The sequence below is a fragment of the Pseudonocardia sp. C8 genome (genome assembly GCF_014267175.1).
Lineage (GTDB): Bacteria > Actinomycetota > Actinomycetes > Mycobacteriales > Pseudonocardiaceae > Pseudonocardia.
Genome location: NZ_JACMTR010000002.1, coordinates 4,500,228 through 4,524,870 on the forward strand (window position 1 = coordinate 4,500,228; position 24,643 = coordinate 4,524,870).

Annotated in this window: 20 protein-coding genes; all 20 read right to left on the reverse strand. The window is 72.8% G+C overall.

Features of this window, described 5'->3' with window-relative positions; genetic code table 11:
• Window positions 1-3 precede the first annotated feature (3 nt).
• Window positions 4-1,440 carry a F0F1 ATP synthase subunit beta gene (atpD, locus tag H7X46_RS21425; protein ID WP_186361104.1) on the reverse strand — a complete coding sequence of 479 codons (1,437 nt, stop codon included), beginning with the start codon at window positions 1,438-1,440 and terminating at the stop codon, window positions 4-6.
• Window positions 1,440-2,420, reverse strand: coding sequence for a F0F1 ATP synthase subunit gamma (locus H7X46_RS21430; protein ID WP_186361105.1), 981 nt, complete (start codon window positions 2,418-2,420; stop codon window positions 1,440-1,442). The genes atpD and H7X46_RS21430 overlap by 1 nt, the downstream gene beginning before the upstream one ends.
• 12 nt (window positions 2,421-2,432) lie before the next feature.
• On the reverse strand, window positions 2,433-4,073 hold the full coding sequence (atpA, locus tag H7X46_RS21435) for a F0F1 ATP synthase subunit alpha (RefSeq protein ID WP_186361106.1): 1,641 nt from the start codon (window positions 4,071-4,073) through the stop codon (window positions 2,433-2,435).
• Window positions 4,074-4,138: 65 nt separating this feature from the next.
• Entirely contained in the window at window positions 4,139-4,969 is an 831-nt protein-coding gene (locus H7X46_RS21440; RefSeq protein WP_186361107.1) for a F0F1 ATP synthase subunit delta, read from the reverse strand.
• Window positions 4,969-5,517 (reverse strand): F0F1 ATP synthase subunit B, encoded by a 549-nt coding sequence (locus H7X46_RS21445; RefSeq protein ID WP_186361108.1) that lies wholly within the window; start codon window positions 5,515-5,517, stop codon window positions 4,969-4,971. Before H7X46_RS21445 ends, H7X46_RS21440 begins: the two co-directional genes overlap by 1 nt.
• A 52-nt stretch (window positions 5,518-5,569) precedes the next feature.
• The gene (locus H7X46_RS21450) at window positions 5,570-5,815 is read right to left on the reverse strand and encodes an ATP F0F1 synthase subunit C (RefSeq protein ID WP_370588891.1); all 246 of its coding nucleotides are present in this window, start codon (window positions 5,813-5,815) and stop codon (window positions 5,570-5,572) included.
• Window positions 5,816-5,910: 95 nt separating this feature from the next.
• Window positions 5,911-6,684, reverse strand: a complete 774-nt coding sequence (atpB, locus tag H7X46_RS21455; RefSeq protein WP_186361109.1) for a F0F1 ATP synthase subunit A — start codon at window positions 6,682-6,684, stop codon at window positions 5,911-5,913.
• A 372-nt stretch (window positions 6,685-7,056) separates the two neighbouring features.
• Entirely contained in the window at window positions 7,057-7,506 is a 450-nt protein-coding gene (locus tag H7X46_RS21460) for a hypothetical protein (RefSeq protein WP_186361110.1), read from the reverse strand.
• 416 nt (window positions 7,507-7,922) lie between these two features.
• Window positions 7,923-10,046, reverse strand: a complete 2,124-nt coding sequence (locus H7X46_RS30870; protein ID WP_370588892.1) for a hypothetical protein — start codon at window positions 10,044-10,046, stop codon at window positions 7,923-7,925.
• Window positions 10,047-10,080: 34 nt separating this feature from the next.
• Window positions 10,081-11,364: a serine hydroxymethyltransferase gene (glyA, locus tag H7X46_RS21470; RefSeq protein ID WP_186361111.1), complete on the reverse strand. Its 1,284-nt coding sequence runs from the start codon at window positions 11,362-11,364 to the stop codon at window positions 10,081-10,083.
• 54 nt (window positions 11,365-11,418) lie between these two features.
• On the reverse strand, window positions 11,419-12,081 hold the full coding sequence (locus tag H7X46_RS21475) for an L-threonylcarbamoyladenylate synthase (protein ID WP_186361112.1): 663 nt from the start codon (window positions 12,079-12,081) through the stop codon (window positions 11,419-11,421).
• Complete coding sequence (gene prmC, locus H7X46_RS21480; RefSeq protein ID WP_186361113.1) at window positions 12,078-12,983, reverse strand: peptide chain release factor N(5)-glutamine methyltransferase; 906 nt, start codon at window positions 12,981-12,983, stop codon at window positions 12,078-12,080. The genes H7X46_RS21475 and prmC overlap by 4 nt, the downstream gene beginning before the upstream one ends.
• Entirely contained in the window at window positions 12,980-14,044 is a 1,065-nt protein-coding gene (prfA, locus tag H7X46_RS21485) for a peptide chain release factor 1 (protein WP_186361114.1), read from the reverse strand. The genes prmC and prfA overlap by 4 nt, the downstream gene beginning before the upstream one ends.
• A gap of 83 nt (window positions 14,045-14,127) precedes the next feature.
• Entirely contained in the window at window positions 14,128-14,349 is a 222-nt protein-coding gene (gene rpmE / locus H7X46_RS21490) for a 50S ribosomal protein L31 (protein ID WP_186361115.1), read from the reverse strand.
• Window positions 14,350-14,481: 132 nt separating this feature from the next.
• The gene (gene rho, locus H7X46_RS21495) at window positions 14,482-16,593 is read right to left on the reverse strand and encodes a transcription termination factor Rho (protein WP_222132265.1); all 2,112 of its coding nucleotides are present in this window, start codon (window positions 16,591-16,593) and stop codon (window positions 14,482-14,484) included.
• A gap of 1,224 nt (window positions 16,594-17,817) precedes the next feature.
• The gene (thrB, locus tag H7X46_RS21500) at window positions 17,818-18,729 is read right to left on the reverse strand and encodes a homoserine kinase (protein WP_186361117.1); all 912 of its coding nucleotides are present in this window, start codon (window positions 18,727-18,729) and stop codon (window positions 17,818-17,820) included.
• The gene (gene thrC, locus H7X46_RS21505) at window positions 18,729-19,745 is read right to left on the reverse strand and encodes a threonine synthase (protein WP_255426772.1); all 1,017 of its coding nucleotides are present in this window, start codon (window positions 19,743-19,745) and stop codon (window positions 18,729-18,731) included. The genes thrB and thrC overlap by 1 nt, the downstream gene beginning before the upstream one ends.
• Window positions 19,746-19,905: 160 nt before the next feature.
• On the reverse strand, window positions 19,906-21,276 hold the full coding sequence (locus H7X46_RS21510; protein WP_186361118.1) for a homoserine dehydrogenase: 1,371 nt from the start codon (window positions 21,274-21,276) through the stop codon (window positions 19,906-19,908).
• Between the two features lie 134 nt (window positions 21,277-21,410).
• Window positions 21,411-22,865 (reverse strand): diaminopimelate decarboxylase, encoded by a 1,455-nt coding sequence (lysA, locus tag H7X46_RS21515; RefSeq protein WP_186361119.1) that lies wholly within the window; start codon window positions 22,863-22,865, stop codon window positions 21,411-21,413.
• Window positions 22,866-22,869: 4 nt separating this feature from the next.
• Window positions 22,870-24,519 carry an arginine--tRNA ligase gene (gene argS / locus H7X46_RS21520; RefSeq protein WP_186361120.1) on the reverse strand — a complete coding sequence of 550 codons (1,650 nt, stop codon included), beginning with the start codon at window positions 24,517-24,519 and terminating at the stop codon, window positions 22,870-22,872.
• Between the last annotated feature and the right edge of the window lie 124 nt (window positions 24,520-24,643).

The following is a 24,643-nucleotide window of genomic DNA, read 5'->3' on the forward strand; positions in this document are numbered from 1 at the left end:
TCATCAGCCTTCCAGCTTCTTGCGGTTCTTCTCCAGGTCGTCGAGACCGCCGCAGAGGAAGAACGCCTGCTCGGGCACGTCGTCGAACTCGCCCTTGGCGATCTTGTCGAACGCCTCGATGGTCTCCTTCAGCGGGACCGTCGAGCCCGGCTGGCCGGTGAACTGCTCGGCGACCAGCAGGTTCTGCGACAGGAAGCGCTCGATCCGGCGGGCCCGGCCGACGAGCTGCTTGTCCTCCTCGGACAGCTCGTCGATGCCGAGGATCGCGATGATGTCCTGCAGGTCGTTGTACTTCTGCAGGATCCGCTTCACCTCGTTGGCGACCCGGAAGTGCTCGTCGCCGACGTACTGCGGGTCGAGGATCCGGGAGGTCGAGGTCAGCGGGTCCACCGCCGGGTAGATCCCCTTCTGGGAGATCGGCCGGGAGAGCTCGGTGGTCGCGTCCAGGTGGGCGAACGTCGTCGCCGGAGCCGGGTCGGTGTAGTCGTCCGCGGGGACGTAGATCGCCTGCATCGAGGTGATCGACCGGCCGCGGGTCGAGGTGATCCGCTCCTGCAGCTCGCCCATCTCGTCGGCCAGGGTGGGCTGGTAGCCCACCGCGGACGGCATCCGGCCCAGCAGGGTGGAGACCTCCTGGCCGGCCTGGGTGAACCGGAAGATGTTGTCGATGAACAGCAGGACGTCCTGGTCCTGCGCGTCACGGAAGTACTCCGCCATGGTCAGCGCGGACAGGGCGACGCGCATACGGGTGCCCGGCGGCTCGTCCATCTGGCCGAACACCAGGGCGGTGTTCTTCATGACGCCCGACTCGGTCATCTCCGTGATGAGGTCGTTGCCCTCACGGGTGCGCTCGCCGACACCGGCGAACACCGAGGTGCCGCCGAAGTTCAGCGCGACGCGCTGGATCATCTCCTGGATCAGCACGGTCTTGCCGACGCCCGCGCCGCCGAACAGGCCGATCTTCCCGCCGACCACGTACGGGGTCATCAGGTCGAGGACCTTGATGCCGGTCTCCAGCATCTCGGTCTTGCCCTCGAGCTGGTCGAACCGCGGCGCCTTCTGGTGGATCGACCGCAGGTCGCCGGTGAACTGGAGGCTCGGGTCGTCCAGGCAGTCGCCGAGCGCGTTGAACACGTGGCCCTTGACCTGGTCACCCACCGGCACCGAGATCGGACGGCCGAGGTCGGTGACCTCCTGGCCGCGGACGACGCCGTCGGTCGGCTGCATGGAGATCGCGCGGACCAGGTTGTCGCCCAGGTGCTGGGCGATCTCCAGGGTCAGCTTGCGCTTCTCACCGGAGAGGTCGACCTCCAGCGTGAGCGCGTTGTACAGCTCCGGCACCTGGTCGCGCGGGAACTCGACGTCGACGACCGGGCCGGTCACCTGGACGACGCGCCCGGTGATCGTTCCGGTGGCCGAGCTTTCGGCGGTTGCGGTCATCAGCTCTCACTTCCTGCGCTCGCGAGGGCGTCGACACCACCGACGATCTCGCTGATCTCCTGGGTGATCTGCGCCTGACGGGCCTGGTTGGCCTCCAGGGTCAGACTACGGATCAGTTCGTTGGCGTTGTCGGTCGCGGCCTTCATGGCCCGCTGCCGGTTCGCCGACTCGGACGCCGCGGACTCCAGCAGGGCCGCGTACAGCCGCGCGCCGATGTACTTCGGCAGCAGCGCGTCGAACAGCGTCTCCGCGTCCGGCTCGAACTCGTACAGCGACGGGATCCCGGCGGTCCGCGTCTCCGACGGGTAGTTCTGCTGCGCCTCGGCGTCGGTCGCGTTCTCCGGCTCGGCCGAGGCCGAGATCCCGCCGGCGTACTCGACCTGGAGCGGAGCCATCCGCCGCGCGGTGGGAACCTGCGTGATCATGTTCTTGAAGCTGGTGTACACGAGGTGGAGCTCGTCGACACCCTGCTCCGCGTCGCCGTCCTCGCCCGCCATGAAGGCGTCGACCAGGGTCCGCGCCGCCTCGGCCGCGTTCTCGTAGGCGGGCTGCTCGGAGAAGCCCGTCCACGACTGCTCGATCGGCCGGTTCCGGAACCGGTAGTACGAGACGCCCTTGCGGCCGATCACGTACACCACCGGTTCCTTGCCCTGGTCCCGCAGCTGGTTCTGCAGCCGCTCGGCCTCCTTGAGCACGTTGGCGTTGTAGCCGCCGCACTGGCCGCGGTCGCTGGTGACGACCAGGACGGCCACACGCCGCGGCTGCTCACGCTCGACGAGCAGCGGGTGGTCGAGGGCCGAGTTGGCGGCGAGCTCGGAGAGCGTGCTCGTCATCAGCTCGGCGTACGGCCGTGCCTCCTCCACCCGCGCCCGGGCCTTCGCGATCCGCGAGGTCGCGATGAGCTCCTGGGAGCGGGTGATCTTCTTGATGGACTGCGTCGACCGGATACGCCGGCGCAGCACCCGGATCTGTGCCGCCATCTGCTACCAGCCTCAGCTCTTGGGAGCGGACTTGTTGACCGTGACCTTTTCCTGGTCCTCCTCGGTCTCGCGCGACTCCTCCGGCTCCTCCACCACGGACGACCCGTCGGCGGCGGTGAACTCGTTGCGCTTGAACTCGTCCACGGCCTTCGTCAGCGCCTGGACGGCGTCGTCGGAGAGCTGGCCGGTGTCGGAGATCTCGGTGAGGGCCACCGACGCGTGCCGGCGGGCGTAGTCACGGAACTCCGACTCGAAGCGGGAGATGTCGGCGACCGGCACCGAGTCCAGCTTGCCGGAGGTGCCCAGCCAGATCGAGACGACCTGGTCCTGGACCGCGACCGGCGCGTACTGGCCCTGCTTCAGCAGCTCGACCAGGCGCTCGCCGCGGCCCAGTGCCGCGGCGGACGCGGCGTCGAGGTCGGAACCGAACGCGGCGAACGCCTCCAGCTCGCGGTACTGCGACAGGTCCAGCCGCAGCGACCCGGAGACCTTCTTCATCGCCTTGACCTGGGCGTCGCCACCGACCCGGGACACCGAGATACCGACGTTGATCGCCGGCCGGACGCCCTGGTTGAACAGGTCCGACTCGAGGAACACCTGGCCGTCGGTGATGGAGATGACGTTGGTCGGGATGTAGGCCGACACGTCGTTCGCCTTGGTCTCGATGATCGGCAGGCCGGTCATCGACCCCGCACCGCGGTCGTCGGAGAGCTTGGCGCAGCGCTCCAGCAGCCGCGAGTGCAGGTAGAAGACGTCACCCGGGTAGGCCTCGCGGCCCGGCGGGCGGCGCAGCAGCAGCGAGATCGCGCGGTAGGCCTCGGCCTGCTTGGAGAGGTCGTCGAAGACGATCAGGACGTGCTTGCCCTGGTACATCCAGTGCTGGCCGATGGCCGAGCCGGTGTAGGGGGCGAGCCACTTGTAGCCGGCCGGGTCGGACGCCGGGGCGGCGACGATCGTCGTGTAGTCCAGCGCGCCGGCGTCCTCGAGGGACTGCCGGACACCGGCGATCGTGGAGCCCTTCTGGCCGATGGCGACGTAGATGCAGCGGACCTGCTGCTTCGGGTCGCCGGAGTCCCAGTTCTCCTTCTGGTTGATGATCGTGTCGACGCAGACCGCGGTCTTGCCGGTCTTGCGGTCGCCGATGATCAGCTGGCGCTGACCGCGCCCGATCGGCGTCATGGCGTCGATCGCCTTGATGCCGGTCTGCAGCGGCTCGTGCACCGACTGGCGGTCCATCACGGACGCGGCCTGCAGCTCGAGCACGCGGCGGGACTCGGTCTCGATGTCACCGAGGCCGTCGATCGGGTTGCCGAGCGGGTCGACGACCCGGCCCAGGTAGCCCTCGCCGACCGGGACCGAGAGGACCTCGCCGGTCCGGGTGACCTGCTGGCCCTCCTCGATGCCGGTGTAGTCGCCGAGGATGACGGCACCGATCTCGTTCTGCTCGAGGTTCAGGGCGACGCCGCGGACGCCGCCCTCGAACTCGAGCAGCTCGTTGGTCATGGCCGAGGGCAGGCCCTCGACGTGGGCGATGCCGTCGCCGGTGTCGGCCACGATCCCGACCTCGCGGCGGGACGTGCCGCTCTCCAGCGACGAGACGTAGCTGGAGATCGCGCTCCGGATCTCCTCGGAGGAGATCGTCAGCTCTGTCATGCTGCGTCGTTCCTTCTCTCGAACGGGTCCTGGGTCGGGCCGCCGTGGCGACCGTCTGGAGCAGGTCAGCTGGGCAGGGACCGGCGCGCGGCGGCGAGTCTGCCCGCCACGCTGCCGTCGATGACCTCGCCGCCGACCTGCACGACCAGTCCTCCGAGGAGGTCCCGGTCGAGCTCGACCTGCAGGGAGATCTTGCGGCCGTAGATGCGGCCGAGGGTGTTTTCGAGGGCCGCCGCCTGGTCGGGGGTCAGCTCGACGGGCGTGCGGACCTTGGCCACCGAACGGTCCCGGCGGGCCGCCGCGAGCTCGGCGAGCTCCTCGGCGAGCGCGTCCAGCTGCCGACCGCGCGGCAGGCGGACGGCCTCGCGCTGCAGCGTCGCCGTCACCGGGTAGACCTTGTCGCCGAGGATGCCGTCCAGCAGCCGGATGCGTCCCTCGACCGGCTTCGTGGTGTCGGCGAGCAGGCCGTTCAGCTGCGGCTCGCGCGCCAGGATGCGGCCGAAGCGGAAGAGCTGGTCCTCGACCTCGTCGAGGGAGCCGGTCTTCTCCGCGATGGCGACGGTGGCCTGGCGGGCCAGCGACTCCGCGGCGGTGGCGACGTCCCGGGGCCGGGACCAGCGCTGGCGTGCCAGCTCGGCGACCAGGTCGACGGTCGGCTGCGAGAGCTGCCCGCCGAACAGGCGCCTGACCAGGTCGGCCCGCGACTCCTCCGGCGAGGCGGCGTCGGCCAGCAGCCGCCGGATCGCACGCTCGCCGTCCAGGAACCGGGCCACCGCGAACAGCTCGTCCGCGGTCGCGGTCACCTCTCGCGCCGACGCGCCGTCGACGTAGGCGTCCAGCCGCTCGGTCAGCGCGGCGAGCGCGTCCCGGGACGCGGGCTGCAGGACGGCTGCCATCAGTTCGCCCCGCTCCGCTGGGCGCCGGCCGACTGCTCGAGCTCACCCAGGAACGAGTCGATCGTCGAGGACCGGCGCGAGTCGTCGGCGAGCTGCTCGCGCAGCAGGCGCTCCGCCAGCTGCACGGACAGTCCCCCGACCTCGTTGCGCAGGGAACGCTGCGCGGCGTCACGGGCCGCGACGACCTGCTCCTCGCCGCGGGCCTTGATCCGGGCGGCCTCCTGCTCGGCCTCGGCCCGCAGCTCGGCCTTGATCTGCTGACCCTCGGCCCGGGCGTCGTCGCGGATGCGCGCCGCCTCGGCCCGCAGGCCGGCCAGCTGCTCCTCGTACTCCCGCTTCAGCCGGTCCGCCTGCTCCTGGGTCTCCTGAGCACGCTTCAGGCCGCCCTCGATGGCGTCGGTCCGCTCCTCGTAGAGCTTCTCGAAGCGCGGAACCGCGAACTTCCAGAGCACGAAGAGCAGGATCGCGAACGCCACGATCCCGAGGACGAGCTCGTTCCCGTGCGGGAGAATCGGCAGCGGTTCCTCGGCGGCGATAATCAGTTCCACCGTGTGTCCTTCCCTGACGTGGCCGCCGGTGACTGGACCGGCATGGGTGTGATCAGCCGCCGGCGATGAAGAACAGCACCAGGCCGATCAGCATGACCAGCTCGGCGAGCACGAAGGTGGTCCAGCCGATGCCCATCAGCTGGCCACGGGCCTCCGGCTGGCGCGCGGTGCCGCTGATGACGGCCGACCAGATCAGGCCGACGCCGATGCCCGCGCCGATGGCGCTGGCACCGAAGCCGATGGCCGCGAGGCCCGGGTTGATGTCGGCGGCCTGGGCCAGAACCTGGGTCGTGTTCACTTCGTTTTCCTTCCGTCGGGTCCGCGGGGTGCGGGTCGTTCGGTGGGTCGGGCCGGACGAGCCGGCGGATCGGATCGGCGCGCGGGCGCCGGGGTCTAGTGTTCCTCCGAGATCGCCGCGCCGATGAAGACGGCGGCGAGCAGGGCGAAGACGTAGGCCTGAATGACCTGGACCAGCGCCTCCAGGAAGGTGAACGCGATACCGGCCACGAAGACCAGCGGCGCGGGAATCGTGAGCGCGCCACCGGCGAAGAGCAGGAACTCGGCCCCCACCGCGGTCAGCGCCAGGATCAGGTGGCCGGCGAACATCGCGGCGAACACACGCAGTGCCAGCGAGAGCGGCTGCACCAGGAACTTCTGCAGGATCTCGATGACGATGATCAGCGGCGCGATGAAGACGGGCACGCCCGGCGGCAGCGCCGCGTGCTTGATGTAGCCCGCGAAGCCGTGCTTCTTGAACCCGGCGTAGTGGTAGAAGACGTAGACGAACAGCGCCAGCGCGATCGGGAACCCGATCCGCGACATCGTCGGGAACTGGATCACCGGGATGATCGCGAACAGGTTGTTGACGAGAATGAAGCTGAACAGCCCCAGGATCAGCGGGATGAACGGCTTGAACTCGGCGGAGCCGATCTGGTCCCGGGCCATCCCGTTGCGGGCGACGTTGTAGAAGGACTCCAGCGCGAACTGGCCCTTACCGGGGACGATCGCCATCTTCCGGGTGCCCAGGGTGAACACCGCGATCACGATGATCAGCGACAGCACGGCGAGGACCATCGGCTTCGTGACGACACCGAAGATCGGCGGGTAATTGAAGAGTCCCTGGCCGGGCGGCGTGAACTCCTCTGCCGCCAGTACGAACGTACCCAATGGGGGTCCTTCCGGTGCTCGGTGTCCCCGCGTCCGCGCGAGCCGGGGGATCGCCTGCAAGGTGCCTCGTGGCGCGATGCCTCCGGACGTCCGGGCCGAAACGCCGGAAGTCACCCACATCGCCTACGGGCGGATGCTATCAGCCGTACTTCTACAGCTTGTAGGGGGCTGGCACGCAGCTCACCTGGGCCTTCGCTCTGCAAAATGATCTTGAATGGCCTTCCGCGACCCTTCGCGTGATCCTTCGTTAACACGGGCGGACCGGCCGTGGGCGCGCCGGTTCCCCGGCGGTTCCGATGCGGGGTGGTCCGCGGCACCGAGGCCCGGACGGCGTCGCGGGCGGCCCGGCTCCGCGGGCGCCGATCACCCAGGTCAGGCCTGCGGTGAGCCCGGATCCGGCCCGATGAGGATCTTGAGCTTGCTGCCTGCCCAGGCCTCCGCGGCGGTCGTCGCGACGAACACGACGAGCAGGGTGATCGCCAGGGACATCCGGTCCAGGCCGGGCGCACCGCCGAGGGTGAACAGGACCGCGAGCAGGATGACGGCCTTGCCGGCCAGCCCCGCAAATGAGGCCAGCATCACATGCCCGGGTTCGAGGTGCGTCGTGCGCAGCATGAGCGCCGGGGTGAGCAGCGCGGACCCCGTGGCGACCAGCCCGCCCAGGCCGGAGCCGTAGAGACCGGGAAGCCCCTGCACGAGGGTGGCGACGGCGAGGCAGAGCAGCGAGGTCACGCCCCCGACCAGTGCCGCCCCGCGGGCCATCGACCCGGCCAGCCGGCGGACCACCTGCGCCTGACCGACGGCGGGACCGCTGTAGTCCACCGTTCCCCACCGGTCCCAACGCCACACGGCCCGTCCGCCCCTCCGGATCGGCGCCCCACCTGCCGGGACGCACGTCTCCACGGTATCTCGCCCGCGCCGGTGCGGGCCGCCCGCCTCCGCGCGATCACCCCGTGATCACCCGTTGTGGAGTGCAGCGCCCGCGTCGCGAACGCTGCACTCCCCAACGGGTGATCTCCCGGTGTGCGGCCCGGTCCGTGACGGCGGGCACCCGCCCGAACGGCCAGGAGACCCGCGCGCCCGCGCCACGGGAACCGACCGCCGCCGTCCGGGGTGGGCGGCGCAGGTCGCTGCCGCACGGCCCGGCGCGCCGCACCGCCCCGGCGCGCCGCACCCGTGCCCGGCGTGCCGCACCCTTCCCGCGGGGTGCGGCACGCCGGGACGGGGTGCCGCAGGGCTCAGTCGTCGGTCACCGGGCGGCTCGAGCGCGTCGACGTGGGCACGGTCGGGGACTCCGCGCGTTCCCCGTCGGTCGCCGGTACGCGGCCGTTCCCCTCGACCGGGCCCACGTCCGGGGACCGAGGCGATTCCTGACGGCCGAGGTCCGGTGCGCGGCCCGCTCCGGGGGCGCCCGCGCTCCCGGTCCGCCGGCCGGGCACGGCGTCGCGCGCTCCGGGGTCGGGAGCGGGCTCCCACGCCCCGGTGCCGGGCGCCCCGGTCCGCGCATCGGACGCACCGTTCCGCTGGCCCGTCGAGCGGATGCCCCGCGCAGGCTCCGGCACCCCGTTCCGGGCACCCGGCCCCGCGGCGCGCCCCGAACCGGGTCCGTGATGCCCGGCCGAGGACGAGCCGCGCGGTGGCGGACCGCCGGGCGGCGGCGCGGACCCGGGAGGCCGTGCGGACCCGGGCGGTGATGTGGCCCCAGGCGACGATGAAGGCCCGGGCGACGAGGCCGACCCGGACGGTGCCGTGGAGCCAGGCGGCCGTGCAGACCTAGGCGGCGATGCGGGCCCAGGCGGAGATGCAGCCCCGGACGGCCGTGCGGAGGCGGGCGGCGATGCGGAGGCGGGCGGCCGCGCCGACCCGGTCGGACGCGCCGCGGGCGGGCCGGGGGCCACCGGATTCGCGGCGGCACCGGGCCGCACCGGCGGAGGGGCACTGCCGCGCCCGACCCCCGGACCCCGCCCGGAGGCGCCGGTCCGGGGCCCGGACCCCCCGGGAACCGGGCCGCCGCCACGCCGTACACCGCCCCCGCCGGGACCCGGGGCGCGGCCCGGCTCGTCGTTCCGCGGAACGCCGGGAGCGGGGCCACGGCCGTCCACCGGCCCCCCGGGCCGGATCCGCCCGCCCGCGGACGGGTGCGGCCCGTCCGGCTCGGGGACGTCGTCGGACGAGGCGACCGACGCGGCCGCGGCGGCCGCCCGGACCCGGGACCGGTAGGGCACCGCGGAGGCGACGAACGCGATCCCGAGCGCGATCGCGGTGGCGGCCAGCACCAGCCCGGTGTGCGGGACCAGGGCCAGCGCGACCGCACCGAACGCGATCACCGCGACCCACAGGTAGGCCAGCAGCACCGCCCGCCGGTGGCTGTGCCCGACCTGGAGCAGCCGGTGGTGCAGGTGCATCTTGTCCGGGCTGAACGGGCTGGTCCCGGCCCGCGTGCGCCGCACGACCGCCATCAACAGGTCGAGCGTGGGGATGAAGACGATCCCGATCACGACGAGGATCGGCGCGACGAGGGCGACCAGGTCGGTCCCGGACGTCTCGTCGCTGTACGGGAGCCGCCCCGACGCGCTGGTGATCGCCGCCGACAGCATCACCCCGACCAGCATCGAGCCGGTGTCGCCCATGAAGATCCGGGCCGGGTTGAAGTTGTGCGGCAGGAACCCGAGGCAGGCCCCGGCCAGCACCACGGCGATCAGCGCGGGCGCGAACGCCGCCGGGTCGTTGCCGTTCTCCCGGATCAGCCCGATGCAGAACACCGCGGTGGCCAGGGTGGTGATGAGCCCGATCCCGGCGGCCAGCCCGTCGAGGCCGTCGACGAAGTTCATCGCGTTGACCAGGCCGACGGTCAGCAGCACGGTGAGCAGCACACCCTGGCTCTGCCCGAGGGAAAGCAGCGACCCGGAGATCCCCGTCCCCCCGCCACCGAGCGGGATCCAGATCATCAGCCATTGCACGCCGTAGAGCACGAGCAGGCCACCTGCCGTGACCTGCGCGGCGAACTTGGTGATCGCGTCGAGGTCGTAGCGGTCGTCGAGCATGCCCACCCCGACGAGCAGGGCCGTCGCCAGGACGACGCCCATCACCTCGGAGCTGCCCTCGAAGTACGCCAGCCGCAGCGCGGGCAGCTGCAGCGAGAGCACGAGCCCGGCGAGGATCCCGCCGAACATCGCGAGGCCGCCCCACCGCGGGGTCGGGGTGACGTGCACGTCCCGGCCCCGCGGCCAGGCGACGGCGCCGGCCTTGAGCGCCAGCATGCGGACCGGGCCGGTCAGCAACAGCGTCACGACGGCGGTGACCAGCCCGACCAGCAGGAACTCCCGGATGGGGAGTCCGTGGCTGAGCTGGTCCACCGGCACGTCGCGCGCCTTTCCCGGTCCGGGAGTTCGTCGGTCAGCCCCGAGGGTAGGCGGGTGCCTTGCGGACGAGTGCGGTGACCGCCTCGGCGACGTCGCGGAGCTCCGCGTCACCGGCCGGGGTGTCGTGCTCGGCCTTGACCGCACGGGCCAGCAGGGAGCCGACCTCGGCCATGTCGGTCTCGGTCATCCCCTGCGTGGTGACGCTCGGCGAGCCGACCCGGATGCCGGACGGCTTCATCGGCGGGGCCGGGTCGTACGGGATGGCGTTCTTGTTGAGCGTGATGCCGGCCCGGTCGCAGCGGGTCTCGGCGTCGCCGCCGGAGATGCCGATCGGCCGCAGGTCCAGCAGGGCCAGGTGGTTGTCGGTGCCGCCCGAGACGGCCCGCATGCCCTCGGTCTCGAGGCTCTTGGTCAGCGCCTGGGCGTTCGCGATGACCTGCCGGGCGTACGCCTGGTACGCCGGCTGCGCGGCCTCCTTCATCGCGACGGCCTTCGCCGCGACCGCGTGCATCAGCGGGCCGCCCTGGGAGAACGGGAAGACCGCCTTGTCGATGGCCTTCGCGTGCTCCTCGCGGCACAGCACCATGCCGCCGCGCGGACCGCGGAGCACCTTGTGCGTGGTGGCGGTCACGACGTCGGCGTACGGCACCGGCGACGGGATCGCCTGGCCGGCGACGAGCCCGATGAAGTGGGCGGCGTCGACCATGAGCTTGGCGCCGACCTCGTCGGCGATCTCCCGGAAGGCCTTGAAGTCGATCAGGCGCGGGTACGCCGTCGCGCCGGCAATGATGATCTTCGGCTGGTGCTGCCGGGCCAGGTCGCGGACCTGGTCGTAGTCGATGAGCTCGGTGTCCTCGCGGACCGTGTAGGACACGGGGTGGAACCACAGCCCGGAGAAGTTGACCTTGCTTCCGTGCGTCAGGTGGCCGCCCTGCTTGAGGTCCATGGCCAGCACGGTGTCGCCCGGCTTGGCGAACGCGGCGTAGGCCGCGAGGTTCGCGCTGGCACCGGAGTGCGGCTGCAGGTTGGCGTGCTCGGCGCCGAAGAGCTCCTTCGCCCGCGCGTTGCCGATGTTCTCGGCCTCGTCGACCACGCTGCAGCCGCCGTAGTATCGGCGGCCGGGGTAGCCCTCGGCGTACTTGTTGGACAGGGTCGACCCGAGCGCCGCCAGCACGGCCGGGCTGGTCAGGTTCTCGCTCGCGATGAGCTGGAGACCGCCACGGAGGCGCTCCAGCTCGTCCAGCAGGACACCCGCGATGTCGGGATCCTGCTGTTGCAGTGCGGAGAAGTCCGGGCCCCAGAAGGTCTGCTCAGTCACGCCCGGAGAGGCTACCCGCAGCGGCCGTCCCTGGCTGTGCCACGGACCACCCGATCAGACCGGATCGACCTCCTGGCCGACGACCTCCTGCACCTGGGCCGCCGTCACACCGCCCTCGCGGAGCAGCCGGGGGCGAGAACCGGTCAGGTCGACGATCGTGGACGCGACCGGTTCGCCGGACGGGCCGCCGTCGAGGTAGACGCCGACGCTGCCGCCCAGCTGGGTGATCGCCTCGGTCACGGTGGACGCCGGCGGGTTGCCCGAGGTGTTCGCGCTGGACACGGCCATCGGCCCGACCTCGCGCAGCAGCTCCAGGGCGACCGGGTGCAGCGGCATCCGCAGCATCACCGTGCCGCGGGTGCTGCCGAGGTCCCAGGCCAGCGACGGCGCGTGCTCCAGCACCAGGGACAGCTCACCCGGCCAGAACGCCTCGATCAGCGCCCGCGCGGACTGCGGGACCGTGCCGACCAGGCCGTCGATCGTCGTCCAGGACCCGACGAGCACGCCGACCGGCATGTCCGGGCCCCGCCGCTTGGCGGCGAGCAGGTTGCGCACCGCGGTGCCGTTGAAGGCGTCGCAGCCGATGCCGTACACCGTGTCGGTGGGCAGGACGACCAGCTCACCGGCCCGGACCGCACGGGCGGCCGCGTCCAGGCCGCGCTGCCGTTCGGCCGGATCGCTGCAGTCGTACAGCGGCTGGGTCTGCGGTGCGCTCACGGTCGGCGAGGATACGACCGTCCCTGGTCACCACCGGAAGGCACCCGGCGCGCGGTGACGAACCGGGGACGCCCGGTCAGGTCGTCGTGCTCGGTCACGTCGGCCAGGGTCCGCCTGCGGCGCAACAGTTCGGGCACGGTCTCACCGTGTGAGTCGTCGTGCTCGACCGCGAGCGCCCCGCCGTGCCGCAGCCAGCCGGTCGCGCCCCGCACGACCGCCTGGATGATCTCGGTGCCGTCCGGGCCGCCGAACACCGCGCCCGGCGGGTCCCACCGGGCCACCTCGGGCGGGACCGGGGTGCCGTCCGGGACGTAGGGCGGGTTGCACACGACCAGGTCGACCTTCGCCTCGAGCTCGACCAGCAGGTCGGGCCGGCGGACGTCCGCGACGTGCAGGGTGACCGGGCGCCCGCCCGACCGGGCGTGCGCGTCGAGGTTGCGGCGGGTCCAGACCAGCGCCGACGGGTCGGCCTCGAGGGCGTGCACCTGCGCGTCCGCCCGGGACACCGCGAAGGCCAGCGCGAGCGCCCCGGTCCCGGTGCACAGGTCGAGCACGACCGGCCGGTCGACGTCCCGGATCGCCCCGAGCCCCCACTCCAGCAGCAGCTCCGTCTCCGGCCGCGGGGTGAACACGCCCGGCCCGACGGCCACCTCCACCGGCCCGAGCACCGCGGTACCCAGGATGTGCTGCAACGGTTCCCGGGTGGCACGCCGCTTCACCAGCACCGCGAGCCGCTCGACGACGTCCGGGTCGACCAGCGGGATCATCGGCAGCATCGCGCGGGTCGAACCCAGCACGTGCGCGGCGAGGAGCTCGGCGTCCACCCGCGGGGAGGCCACCCCGGACGCGGCCAGGGTGCGTTCCGCCTCCGCGATCGCCACCCGGAGCGGGCGGCGGGTCATCCCATCGCCTCCGCGCGCTCGGCGGCGGTGAGCGCGGCGAGGACGTCGGCCAGGTCACCGTCGAGCACCGAGGACAGGTTGTACGCCTTGAACCCGACGCGGTGGTCGGAGATCCGGTTCTCCGGGAAGTTGTAGGTCCGGATCCGCTCGGAGCGGTCGACCGTGCGGACCTGCAGGCGACGCTGCTCCGATGCCGCCTCGGCGGCCTCCGCCTCGGCCTTCGCCTGCAGCCGGGCCCGCAGGACGTCCATGGCCCGTGCCTTGTTCTGCAGCTGGGAGCGCTCGTTCTGGCAGCTCACGACGATCCCGCTGGGCAGGTGGGTGATCCGCACCGCGGAGTCGGTGGTGTTGACGCTCTGCCCCCCGTGCCCGGACGCCCGGAACACGTCGACCCGGATGTCGGAGTCGGCGATCTCGACGTCCGGGGTCTCGTCGGCGTCCGGGAACACCAGGACACCCGCCGCGGACGTGTGGATGCGGCCCTGCGACTCGGTGACCGGCACCCGCTGCACCCGGTGCACGCCGCCCTCGAACTTCAGCGACGCCCACACGCCCTGCGCCGGGTCCTTCGAGCGCACCGACAGCGTGATGTCCTTGAACCCGCCCAGGTCGGACGGGGTGGAGCTGAGCACCTCGACCTTCCAGCCGCGGGACTCGGCGTAGCGGGTGTACATCCGCACGAGGTCGCCCGCGAACAGCGCGGACTCCTCGCCGCCCTCACCGGACTTGACCTCCATGAGGACGTCGTCGGAGTCGTGCGGATCGCGGGGCACGAGCAGCTCGGAGAGCTCGGTCTCCAGCTCGACGACCCGGCCGTCCAGCGCGTCCGCCTCGGCGGCGAACGCCCGGTCCTCGGCCGCGAGCTCGCGGGCGGCGTCGCGGTCGTCGCGGGCCCGGGCCAGCGCCCGGGCGCACCGCACGATCGGGCCGAGCTGGGCGTAGCGCTTGCCCAGCTTCCGGGCCTGCACCTGGTCGGCGAGCACCTCGGGGTCGGCGAGGCGCTGCTCGAGCTCGGCGTACTCGTCGAGCACGGCGTCGACCGACTGGGTGGGGCTGGCCATGGCGCGGGTCCTTCCGGGGGCGGGAAAACGCGAAACGGCGCCCGCCTCCTCGCGGGGCGAGGGGACGGGCGCCGTGTCGGGAGCTACTTGCCGGCGGGCCGGCGCTTCCCGTAGCGGGCCTCGAAGCGGGCCACGCGGCCGCCGGAGTCCAGGATCTTCTGCTTGCCCGTGTAGAACGGGTGGCAGGCGGAGCAGACCTCGACGGTGATCGCACCGTTCGACTTCGTGCTGCGGGTGGTGAACTGGTTGCCGCAACCGCAGGTGACCTGGGTGTCGACGTACTGAGGGTGGATGCCCTCGCGCATGGGATTCTCCTCTCGATGGCCGCCGGGTCCCGCCGTCGCGCACGCGGGTGAACCGGAGCCGGGAAGCTGACGGTCCATTGAACCACCCGGGCCGCGGCGGAATTCCCACCGGGGCCCGGGCGCCCCATGGAGCTAGTCGTCGTCCTTGCCGGGTGCGTTCTTCGCGACCTGCATCAGGAACTCGATGTTGGTCTTGGTCTTCTTCAGCCGGTCGAGCACCAGGTCGATCGCCTGCTGGTCGTCCAGCGCGGCGAGGACGCGGCGGAGCTTGACCATCACCGCGTGCTCGTCCGGCGACATCAGCAGCTCCTCCTTGCGGGTGCCGCTGTCGCCCACGTCGATCGCCGGGAAGACCCGCTTGTCGGCGATCTTGCGGTCGAGCTTGAGCTCGGCGTTGCCGGTGCCCTTGAACTCCTCGAAGATCACCGTGTCCATCGTGGACCCGGTCTCGACCAGCGCCGTCGCGAAGATGGTCAGCGAGCCGCCGTCCTCGATGTTGCGCGCCGCACCGAGGAACCGCTTCGGCGGGTACAGCGCGGTCGAGTCGACACCACCGGAGAGGATCCGGCCCGAGGCCGGCGCCGCCAGGTTGTACGCCCGGCCGAGGCGGGTGATGTTGTCCAGCAGGACGACCACGTCGTGGCCCATCTCGACCAGCCGCTTCGCCCGCTCGATCGAGAGCTCGGCGACGGTGGTGTGGTCCGACGGCGGCCGGTCGAAGGTGGAGGCGATGACCTCGCCCTTCACCGACCGCTGCATGTCGGTGACCTCCTCCGGCCGCTCGTCGACGAGGACGACCATGAGGTGGCACTCGGGGTTGTTCGTGGTGATCGCGTTGGCGATCGCCTGCATGATCGTGGTCTTGCCGGCCTTCGGCGGCGACACGATCAGCGCACGCTGACCCTTGCCGACCGGCATCACCAGGTCGATGACCCGGGTGGTGAGCTGGGTCGGCTCGGTCTCCAGGCGGAGCCGCTCGTTCGGGTACAGCGGCGTCAGCTTGGTGAACTCGGCACGCTGGCGCGCGCTCTCCGGGTCCCGGCCGTTGATCGTGTCCACCCGGACCAGCGGGTTGAACTTCTGCCGCTGCTGCTCGCCCTCGCGGGGCTGGCGGACGGCACCGGTGATCGCGTCACCGCGGCGCAGGCCGTTCTTGCGCACCATCGACATCGAGACGTAGACGTCGGTCGGGCCGGACAGGTATCCGGTGGTCCGCACGAACGCGTAGTTGTCCAGGATGTCGACGATGCCGGCGACCGGCAGCAGGACGTCGTCGTCGCGGATCTCGGTGTCGACGTTGCCGCCGCCACCGCCGCCCCGCTCGCGGTCCCTGCCGCGGCGGCGGTCCCGGAACCGGCGCCCGCGACGGCCGCGGCCGTCACCGTCGTCGTCCTGGTCGTCGCTCACCGCGGTGCGGCCGCCGGCACGGTTGTTGTTGCGGCCGCCGCCGTCGTTGTCGTCGTTGTTGTTGCGGTTGCGACCGCCGCGGCCGCCGCCGTCGCGGTCGCTCGCGGCGCCGTCGTTGCGGTTGTCGCTGCGGTTGTCGTTGCGGTTGCGCCCGCCCCGGCCGCCGTCGCCACGGCCACCGTCGTCGGTGCCGGAGTCGGACTGGGCGTCCTTCTGGGCGTCGCGCTGGCCGGCGTCGCGCTGGCCGTTCTCGTCGGGCTGACCACGGCGGCGGGTGCGGGAGCGACGGCCGCCGTCCTCGGTCCTGTCACCCTTGCGGTCGTCGCCGGACGGCGTCTCGTCCGTCTTCTCCGGACGGTCGCCCGTCACCGGGGCCTCGGCCGGGGCGGAGGCCTTCGCCTCGACGGGCGGTGGCCCGGTGGGAGCGGACTCGGCGGGCTTGGACTCCACCGGCTTCGTCCCGGCAGGCGTCGACTCCACCGGCTTCGACTCGGCGGGCTTCGTCCCGGCCGGCGTCGACGGGGCGGCCTCGGACGCGGCGTCGGGCGCACCGGCCGGGCGGCTGGCTGCACGACGGCGGCGGGTCCGCGGCGCGGGTGCCTCGGCCTGCTCGGCGTCCGCGGCCGGGGCCGCACCGTTGGTGGAGGTCTCGCCGAGGGGAAGCTGCTGCGACCCCTCCGCGCCGGCGGACCCGGCCTTCGGCTTCGACTTCCTCGCCGGGGCGGCCGCACCCCCCTGACGCTCCTTGATGGCCGCGATCAGGTCGCCCTTTCGCATGCCGGAGATGTCCGGGACGTTCAGCTCGGTGGCCAGCTGGCGCAGCTCGGCCAGCACCATGCCGGACAGGCCGCCGCGACGGCGGGGCGCCGCCTCGTTCGATGCGGTCCCGGTTCCGGCGAGATCGGTCTCGCTCACAGGGTTCCTTCCTGACCGACCCGGTTGTCCTGTCCAGGTCAGGGGATGTCACACGCTCGGCCGGCACGGAGAGCCCGCACCGGCAGCATTCACAGATGGAGTCCACGACGACGTCGCGGGAGTCAGGCCGCCCGTTCGGGATTCCGAGTCCGGTCAGAAAGGAGATCGGGCGAGCGGGCCCGGCCGCAAGACTACGCCGATGTCGCGTGGATCGCCATGCAGAGTCGAGACTAGACGTCTCGCCTCCGCCCGGCAACAACCCCCCACCCCCGGCGCGCCGCCGCACGGGTCGTGTCGCTCACATCCACGGGCTGACCAGCGGAAAGGGATCTCGGATCGCGGCCGGTGGGCGCCAGGACGCGCTCGCGTGCACCGGATCCGTGGGAGTCAACGGCATGACCGCTCCGGGTATTCCCGTCCGTTCGGCGACCGGCTGCCCGGCACGGCCCGCACGCCGTGTCGATCAGCACGCTGCTGTCCGCCGGCACGTCGACACGCGCACCCCGATCATCGCCGGGAGTCGACCAGCACGGTTTCGCCCGCCGGCCGGCCGAGAAACACGCGCCCCGCCCATCGCCCCGGGGGTCGGCCAGCACGTTGCTTCCCGCCGACCTGCCGGCACGCGCTCCCCGACCATCGCGCCGGCGTCGACCAGCACGTTGTCGCCCGTCGAAGGGCCACAACGTGCACCTCGACCACCATCCCCGAGTCGATCAGCACGAATCCGCCCGCCCGCGGGCCGAAACGCGCGCCTCGACGACAGCGGTCGACTCGACCGGCACGTTTTCGCCGCCCGGAGGACGGAAGCGTGCGCCTCGCTCGCCCCCGCTGAGTCGATCATCACAGTGTCGCCGCTCAAGGGGCCTCAACGGGCGCCTCGACCAGCATGCCCCGGTCGATCAGCACGCAGCCGCCGCTCGACAGTGCGAAACGTGCACCTCGGCCACCGCACCCGAGTCGATCTGCACACTCTCGCCGCTCACGGGGCCGGAACGCGCACCTCGGCCGGCGTCCCGGAGCCGCGCTCGCCACGAACGGGTCGTTCGTTGCGCTCCTCCCACGAAGGGTCCGCTCGTGAAGGGCCTGCGAGGCAGGGCCGTGCGGGCAACGACCGTGCGAGGCGAGGGCAACCCCCCGGGCGAGGAGTCAGAGCACCTCGACGTGCACACCCTCGGTGTCCACCGGCAACGGCAGCACTGCGAAACCTTCGGTGTCGACGTCGTCGGGCACCTCACCGTCGGTGGTGAGCGCCAGCACCGTCGGTCCGGCGCCGGAGATCGCCGCGGCGATCCCCCGCTCGCGCAGGCTCTCGACCAGGCGCAACGAGTCCGGGTAGGCCGGCCGCCGGTAGGGCTGGTGCAGCTTGTCCTCGGTCGCGGCCAGCAGCAGGTCGGGGCGCCGGGTCATCGCGAGCACGGCGAGCGCGCACCGGCTGCCGGTGAAGGCGGCGTCGGCCAGCGGGACCTCCTCGGGGAGCAGCCCGCGGGTGCTCTTCGTGGACGACTCGATCCCGGCGACGAACGCGACCGGGCGCACGTCCGGGTGCACGTCGAGCTTCTCCGCGTGGAACCGGCGCGCCGCGCCCCGCGTCTCCCAGGCCACCACGAACCCGCCGAGCAGGCTGGCGGCGGCGTTGTCCGCGTGGCCCTCCATCCCGGCCGAGAGCTGCAGCACCGCGTCGCGCTCCAGCTCGAGGTCGCGGCCGGCGAGGACGGCGGCCGCGGTCACCCCGGCGACGGCCGCGGCCGCCGAGCTGCCGAGACCGCGGGAGTGCGGCACGGCGTTCGTGCACCGCAGGCGCAGCCCCGGAGGCGCCCCACTACACCCCCCGAACAGCTCGAACGCCTGTCGCATCGCGCGCATGACCAGGTGCCGCTCGTCCCGGGGGACGAACCGGGCACCCTCACCGGCGACGTCGACGAACAGGCCGGGCGTCTCGAACACCTCGACGTCGATCTCGTCGTAGAGGCCGAGCGCCATGCCGAGGCAGTCGAACCCGGGCCCGAGGTTCGCCGTCGACCCGGGCACGCGGATCCGCGCGCGCGTCGGGCGCCCCATCAGGCCAGCTCGAGGGCGGCGGCGACCGCGCCCGGGTCGATCGGCACGATCTCCGGATCCGGCGCGGTGAGCAGCGCGGTGTCCGGGTCCTTCAGCCCGTGCCCGGTCACCGTGCACACCACCAGCGAGCCCGCCGGGAGCGAGCCGTCGGCGTGCGACTGCAGCAGCCCCGCGACGCTGGACGCCGACGCCGGCTCCACGAAGACGCCCTCCTCCGCGGAGAGCATCCGGTACGCGGCGAGGATCTCGTCGTCGGTGACGGCGGCGAACTTGCCGCCGGACTCGTCACGGGCCGTGGTCGCGCCCTTCCAGGACGCCGGGGCCCCGATCCGGATCGCGGTCGCGATCGTCTCCGGCGCCGCGACCGGTGCACCGTGCACCAGCGGCGCGGCACCGGCGGCCTGGAACCCGAACATCCGCGGCAGTGCCGGGATCAGCCCGTCGGCGTGGTAGCCGCGGTAGCCGTGCCAGTAAGCGGTGATGTTGCCGGCGTTGCCGACCGGGAGGCAGTGGACGTCCGGGGCCCGGCCGAGCTGGTCGCAGATCTCGTAGGCGGCCGAGGCCTGCCCGGCGATCCGGGTCGGGTTCACCGAGTTGACCAGCGCGATCGCCGGGTAGTCGGCGGTCGTCTTGCGGGCCAGCTCCAGGCAGTCGTCGAAGTTGCCGTCGATCTGCAGGATCCGGGCGCCGTGCGCGACGGCCTGGGCGAGCTTGCCCAGCGCGATCTTGCCGCGCGGGACGAGCACGGCGCAGGTCATCCCGGCGCGGGTCGCGTACGCCGCCGCGGACGCCGAGGTGTTGCCGGTGGACGCGCACAGCACGCTCTGCTTGCCGTCGGCCAGCGCGGCGGTGACGGCCATCGTCATCCCGCGGTCCTTGAACGACCCGGTCGGGTTGGCGCCGTCGACCTTCAGGTACACCTGGCAGCCGGTCCGCTCGGACAGCCGCGGTGCCGGCAGCAGCGGCGTGCCGCCCTCACCGAGGGTGACGACCGTCCAGCCCTCCCGCACCGGCATCCGGTCCCGGTAGGCCTCGATGACCCCGGGCCAGTGTCCGGGCGGCGGGGGCGCCACCGCACCCGCCACCTGCCTCGCGAGCTCCGTGCCGCCGGCGGCCGGCCCCCGGACGTTCTGCACGCTGCCGGTCATCGCCGACGCCTCCACCTGGTTCGAGAACTCATTCGCCCATGCCGAGCGCGCTCACCGCGCGACCCAGGCCCTCCACCCGCAGCACACCCGCCACGCCGTGGACCTGCTCGAGGTCGAGCAGCGCGGACACCGTGGCCGACAGCGCCGCCTCGGGCGCCGAGTGCGTGACGACGGTGAGCCGGGCCTGGCCGGCGTCGCCGTCGATGGCGCCGTTGGTCCCGCCGGTCTGGCGGACCGCGGCGATCGAGACGCCGTGGTGGGCGAACTCACCGGCGATCGCGGCGAGCACGCCCTCGCGGTCGGCGACCTCCAGGTCGACGTGGTAGCGGGTGGGCACCTCGCCGATCGGGCGCACCGGCAGGCTCGCGTACGCCGACTCGCGCGGCCCGCGGCCGCCACCCACCCGGTTGCGGGCCACCGCGACGAGGTCGCCGAGCACCGCGGACGCGGTCGGCGCGCCACCGGCGCCCTGGCCGTAGAACATCAGCTGGCCGGCGGCCTCGGCCTCGACGAACACCGCGTTGAACGCGCCGTCGACCCGGGCCAGCGGGTGCGCGTCCGGCACCATCGCGGGGTAGACGCGGGCCGACACGGACTCGTCCCCGTCGCCGGTGACGATCCGCTCGCAGATCGCCAGCAGCTTGATCGTGCAGCCGAGCCGGCGGGCGGCCCCGACGTCGGCGGAGCTGACCTCGCGCATGCCTTCGCGGTGCACGTCGGCGGCCGTGATCCGGGTGTGGAACGCCAGCGTGGCGAGGATCGCGGCCTTGGCGGCCGCGTCGTAGCCGTCGACGTCCGCGCTCGGGTCGGCCTCCGCGTAGCCGAGGCGGGTGGCCTCCTCCAGGGCGTCCGCGTACGACGTGCCGCCGGCCGCCATGGCCGACAGGATGAAGTTCGAGGTGCCGTTGACGATCCCGGCGACCCGGGTGATCCGGTCCCCGGCCAGCGACTCGCGCAGCGGGCGCAGCAGCGGGATCGCCCCGGCGACCGCGGCCTCGTAGTAGAGGTCGGCGCCGGACGCGTCGGCGGCCTCGGCCAGCGTCGGGCCGTCCTCGGCCAGCAGCGCCTTGTTCGCCGTGACCACCGACTTGCCGGCCTTCAACGCCTCCAGCAGCCAGCCGCGGACCGGCTCGATGCCGCCGATGACCTCGACGACGACGTCGACGTCGTCCCGGCCGACCAGCTCACCGGCGTCGGTGGTGACCAGGTGCGGGAAGTTCTCGGTCAGCCACGGGTGCTTGTGCGGGCGCCGGACGGCGACGCCGGCCAGCTCGACCGGTGCACCGACCCGGGCCGCCAGCTCGCCGGCCTGCTCGGTGATCAGCCGGACCACCTCGGTGCCGACGGTCCCGCAGCCCAGCAGTGCCACCCGGACGGCGCTGCTCTCGCCCCTCGCCACAAGCCCTCCTCGCGTACCGCACCCGCTCCAGCGGGCGCCGATCATTCCTGGTCAGGCCGGTCCCGGGCAGACCGGGGTGGCCGTTCTCACCCGGCTCCCGCCCGGCTGTCGCCCGGCACCGTGCGCAGGTGCGTTCACACCTCGAACCGGAACTGGTCCTCCAGTGTCTCGCGGCGCAGCAGGGTGCGGTCGGCCCCCTCGCGCACCGCGACGACCGCGGGCCGCGGCAGCCGGTTGTAACCGGATGCCATCGCGTAGCAGTACGCCCCGGTGGCCGCGACCGCCAGCAGGTCACCCGGCGCGAGGTCCGCCGGGAGCCAGCAGTCGCGCACCACGATGTCACCGGACTCGCAGTGCTTGCCGACCACCCGGGACAGCACCGGCCGGTCCCCGCCCGGCACCGAGTCCCGCTCGGAGGAACGGGACACCAGGCGCACGTCGTACTCGGCGTCGTACAGCGAGGTGCGGATGTTGTCGCTCATCCCGCCGTCGACGCTGACATAGCGCCGGGAGTGGCCGCCCAGCGGCACGTCCTTGATCGTCCCGACCTCGTAGACGGTGACGGTGCCCGGCCCGGCGATCGCCCGGCCCGGCTCGACGGCGATCGCTGGTGCGTCCAGCCCTGAGGCGGCGCACTCGCGCTTGACGATGGCCCGCAGCTCCTCGGCCAGCGCGGGCATCGACAGCGGCGTGTCCCCGGAGCGGTACGCGATGCCGATGCCGCCGCCCAGGTCGAGGGTGCGCAGGCTGGTGAGGTGCTCCGCGCCGTGCTCGGCGTACAGGTCCGCGAGCACCTTGACGACGCGGCGGGCGGCGGCCTCGAAGCCCTCGGTCTCGAAGATCTGGCTGCCGATGTGGCTGTGCAGCCCGACGAGCTCCAGGTGCCGGGCGGCGAGCACGCGGCGGGCCGCCTCCAGCGCCGCCGAGCCCTGCCCGCCGAAGGAGTCGCCGGCGATCGAGAACCCGAACTTCTGATCCTCGTGCGCGGTGGCGATGTACTCGTGGGTGTGCGCCTCGACGCCGACGGTCAGCCGGATCAGCACCGGCGCCCGCACCCCGCGCTCGGCCGCGACGGCATCCAGCCGGGCGATCTCGTCGAAGCTGTCCAGCACGATCCCGCCGATCCCGGCGTCGACGGCGGCCGCCAGCTCGGCGACGGACTTGTTGTTGCCGTGCAACGCGATCCGCTCCGGCGGGAACTCCGCGCGCAGGGCGACCGCGAGCTCGCCCCCGGAGCAGACGTCCAGCGACAGGCCCTCCTGCGCGACCCAGCGGGCCACCTCGGTGCACAGGAACGCCTTGGCCGCGTAGTGCACGGCGGACGCGCCGAACGCGGCGGCGAACTCGGCGCAGCGGGACCGGAAGTCGTCCTCGTCGAGCACGAACAGCGGGGTGCCGTGGCGCTGGGCGAGATCGCGGACGTCGGCCCCGGCGACCCGCAGGGCACCGTCGGCGCCGCGGGCGGCGTTCCGCGGCCAGACGGCCGGGTCGAGCGCGTCCAGCTCGGCCGCCGACCCCGGGTGCGGCCCGGCCGACTCGTGCTCGGGGGTGATGCCGGCGTGCAGCGGTCCGGCGGGGTGGGCTCTCATCTCGTCACATCCGTTCGGGTGCGCTGACGCCGAGCAGGCCCAGCCCGTTGGCGAGCACCCGGCGGGCGGCCACGCAGAGGGCGAGCCGCGCCCGGTGCAGGTCGGTGACGTCCTCGTCACCCTGGGGCAGGACACGGCAGGTGTCGTAGAACTTGTGGTACGCGCCGGCGAGGGACTCCAGGTAGCGGGCGATCCGGTGCGGCTCGCGCAGCTCGGCCGCGGTCCGGACGACCTCCGGGAACTCGCCGAGCGTCCGGATCAGGTCGCCCTCCCGGTCGTGGGACAGCAGGCCGTAGCCGTCGCCCGGCTCGACGCCGAGGTCGGCGGCGTTGCGGGCCAGCGAGGCCAGCCGGGCGTGCGCGTACTGCACGTAGAACACCGGGTTCTCGTTGGTCCGGCTCGTCAGCAGGTCGAGGTCGATGTCCACCGAGGAGTCCACCGAGGACCGCACCAGGGAGTAGCGGGCGGCGTCGACCCCGACGGCGTCGACGAAGTCCTCCAGTGTGACGATGGTGCCGGCCCGCTTGCTCATCCGGACCGGCTCGCCGCTGCGGACCAGGTTGACCATCTGCCCGATCAGGACCTCGACGACCGACGGGTCGTCACCGATCGCGGCGGCGACCGCCTTCAGCCGCACCGTGTAGCCGTGGTGGTCGGCGCCGAGCATGTAGATGCAGCGGTCGAACCCGCGGGAACGCTTATCCCGCAGGTAGGCGATGTCACCAGCGATGTAGGCCGGGGTCCCGTCGCTCTTGATGACGACGCGGTCCTTGTCATCGCCCTGCTCCGTGGAACGCAGCCACCACGCGTCGTCCTTCTCGTAGAGGCTGCCGTTGTCCTTGAGCTGCTGGATCGACTCCTCGACCGCGCCCGACTCGTGCAGCGACAGCTCACTGAACCACACGTCGAAGTCGGTCCCGAACTCGTGCAGCGAGCGGCGCATCTCCTCCAGCATCAGCGCGACCCCCACCCGCCGGAACGCCTGGTGCCGCTCCGCCTCGGGCAGGTCCACGATGCCCGGCTCGGCCGCCACGACCTTCCCGGCGATCTCGCCGATGTAGGCGCCGCCGTAGCCGTTCTCCGGGGTGGGGAGGCCGGTGGCGGCGGCGATCAGCGACTCGGCGAACCGGTCGATCTGGGCGCCGGCGTCGTTGATGTAGTACTCGCGCGCCACGTCGGCGCCCCGGGCGGCCAGCACCCGGCCGAGCGCGTCGCCGACGGCGGCCCAGCGGGTGCCGCCCAGGTGGATCGGGCCGGTCGGGTTCGCGGAGACGAACTCCAGGTTCATCCGGGTACCCGCCAGCTCACCGCCGGTGCCGTAGGCGGCGCCCGTCGCGAGGATCTCGCCGACGATCGCCCCCTGCGCGTCCGCGGCCAGCCGCAGGTTGATGAAGCCCGGCCCGGCGATCTCGGCGCTCGCGATCCCGTCGCGGCCCGCCAGCTCCTCGGCCAGCCAGGATGCGAGGTCGCGCGGGTTCACCCCGGCCTTCTTGGCGGTGCGCAGGGCGACGTTGGTGGCGTAGTCGCCGTGCTCCGGGTTGCGGGGGCGCTCGACGCCGGCGTCGGTGGGCAGGGCGGAGACGTCCAGGCCGCGTCGGGTCAGCACGTCCCGCGCGACGTCACGGACCAGATCGGCGAGCACGTCGGGATTCACCGTCAGGATTCTAGGAGGTGACCGCGGGCACCTTCATGCAGGTCTCGGCCGTGGCCCGCGCGTGCGGGGCGCGTAGCGTCGGCCGCTCCCCCGCCGGTCGACGCGCCGGCCCCGATCCCCCGGT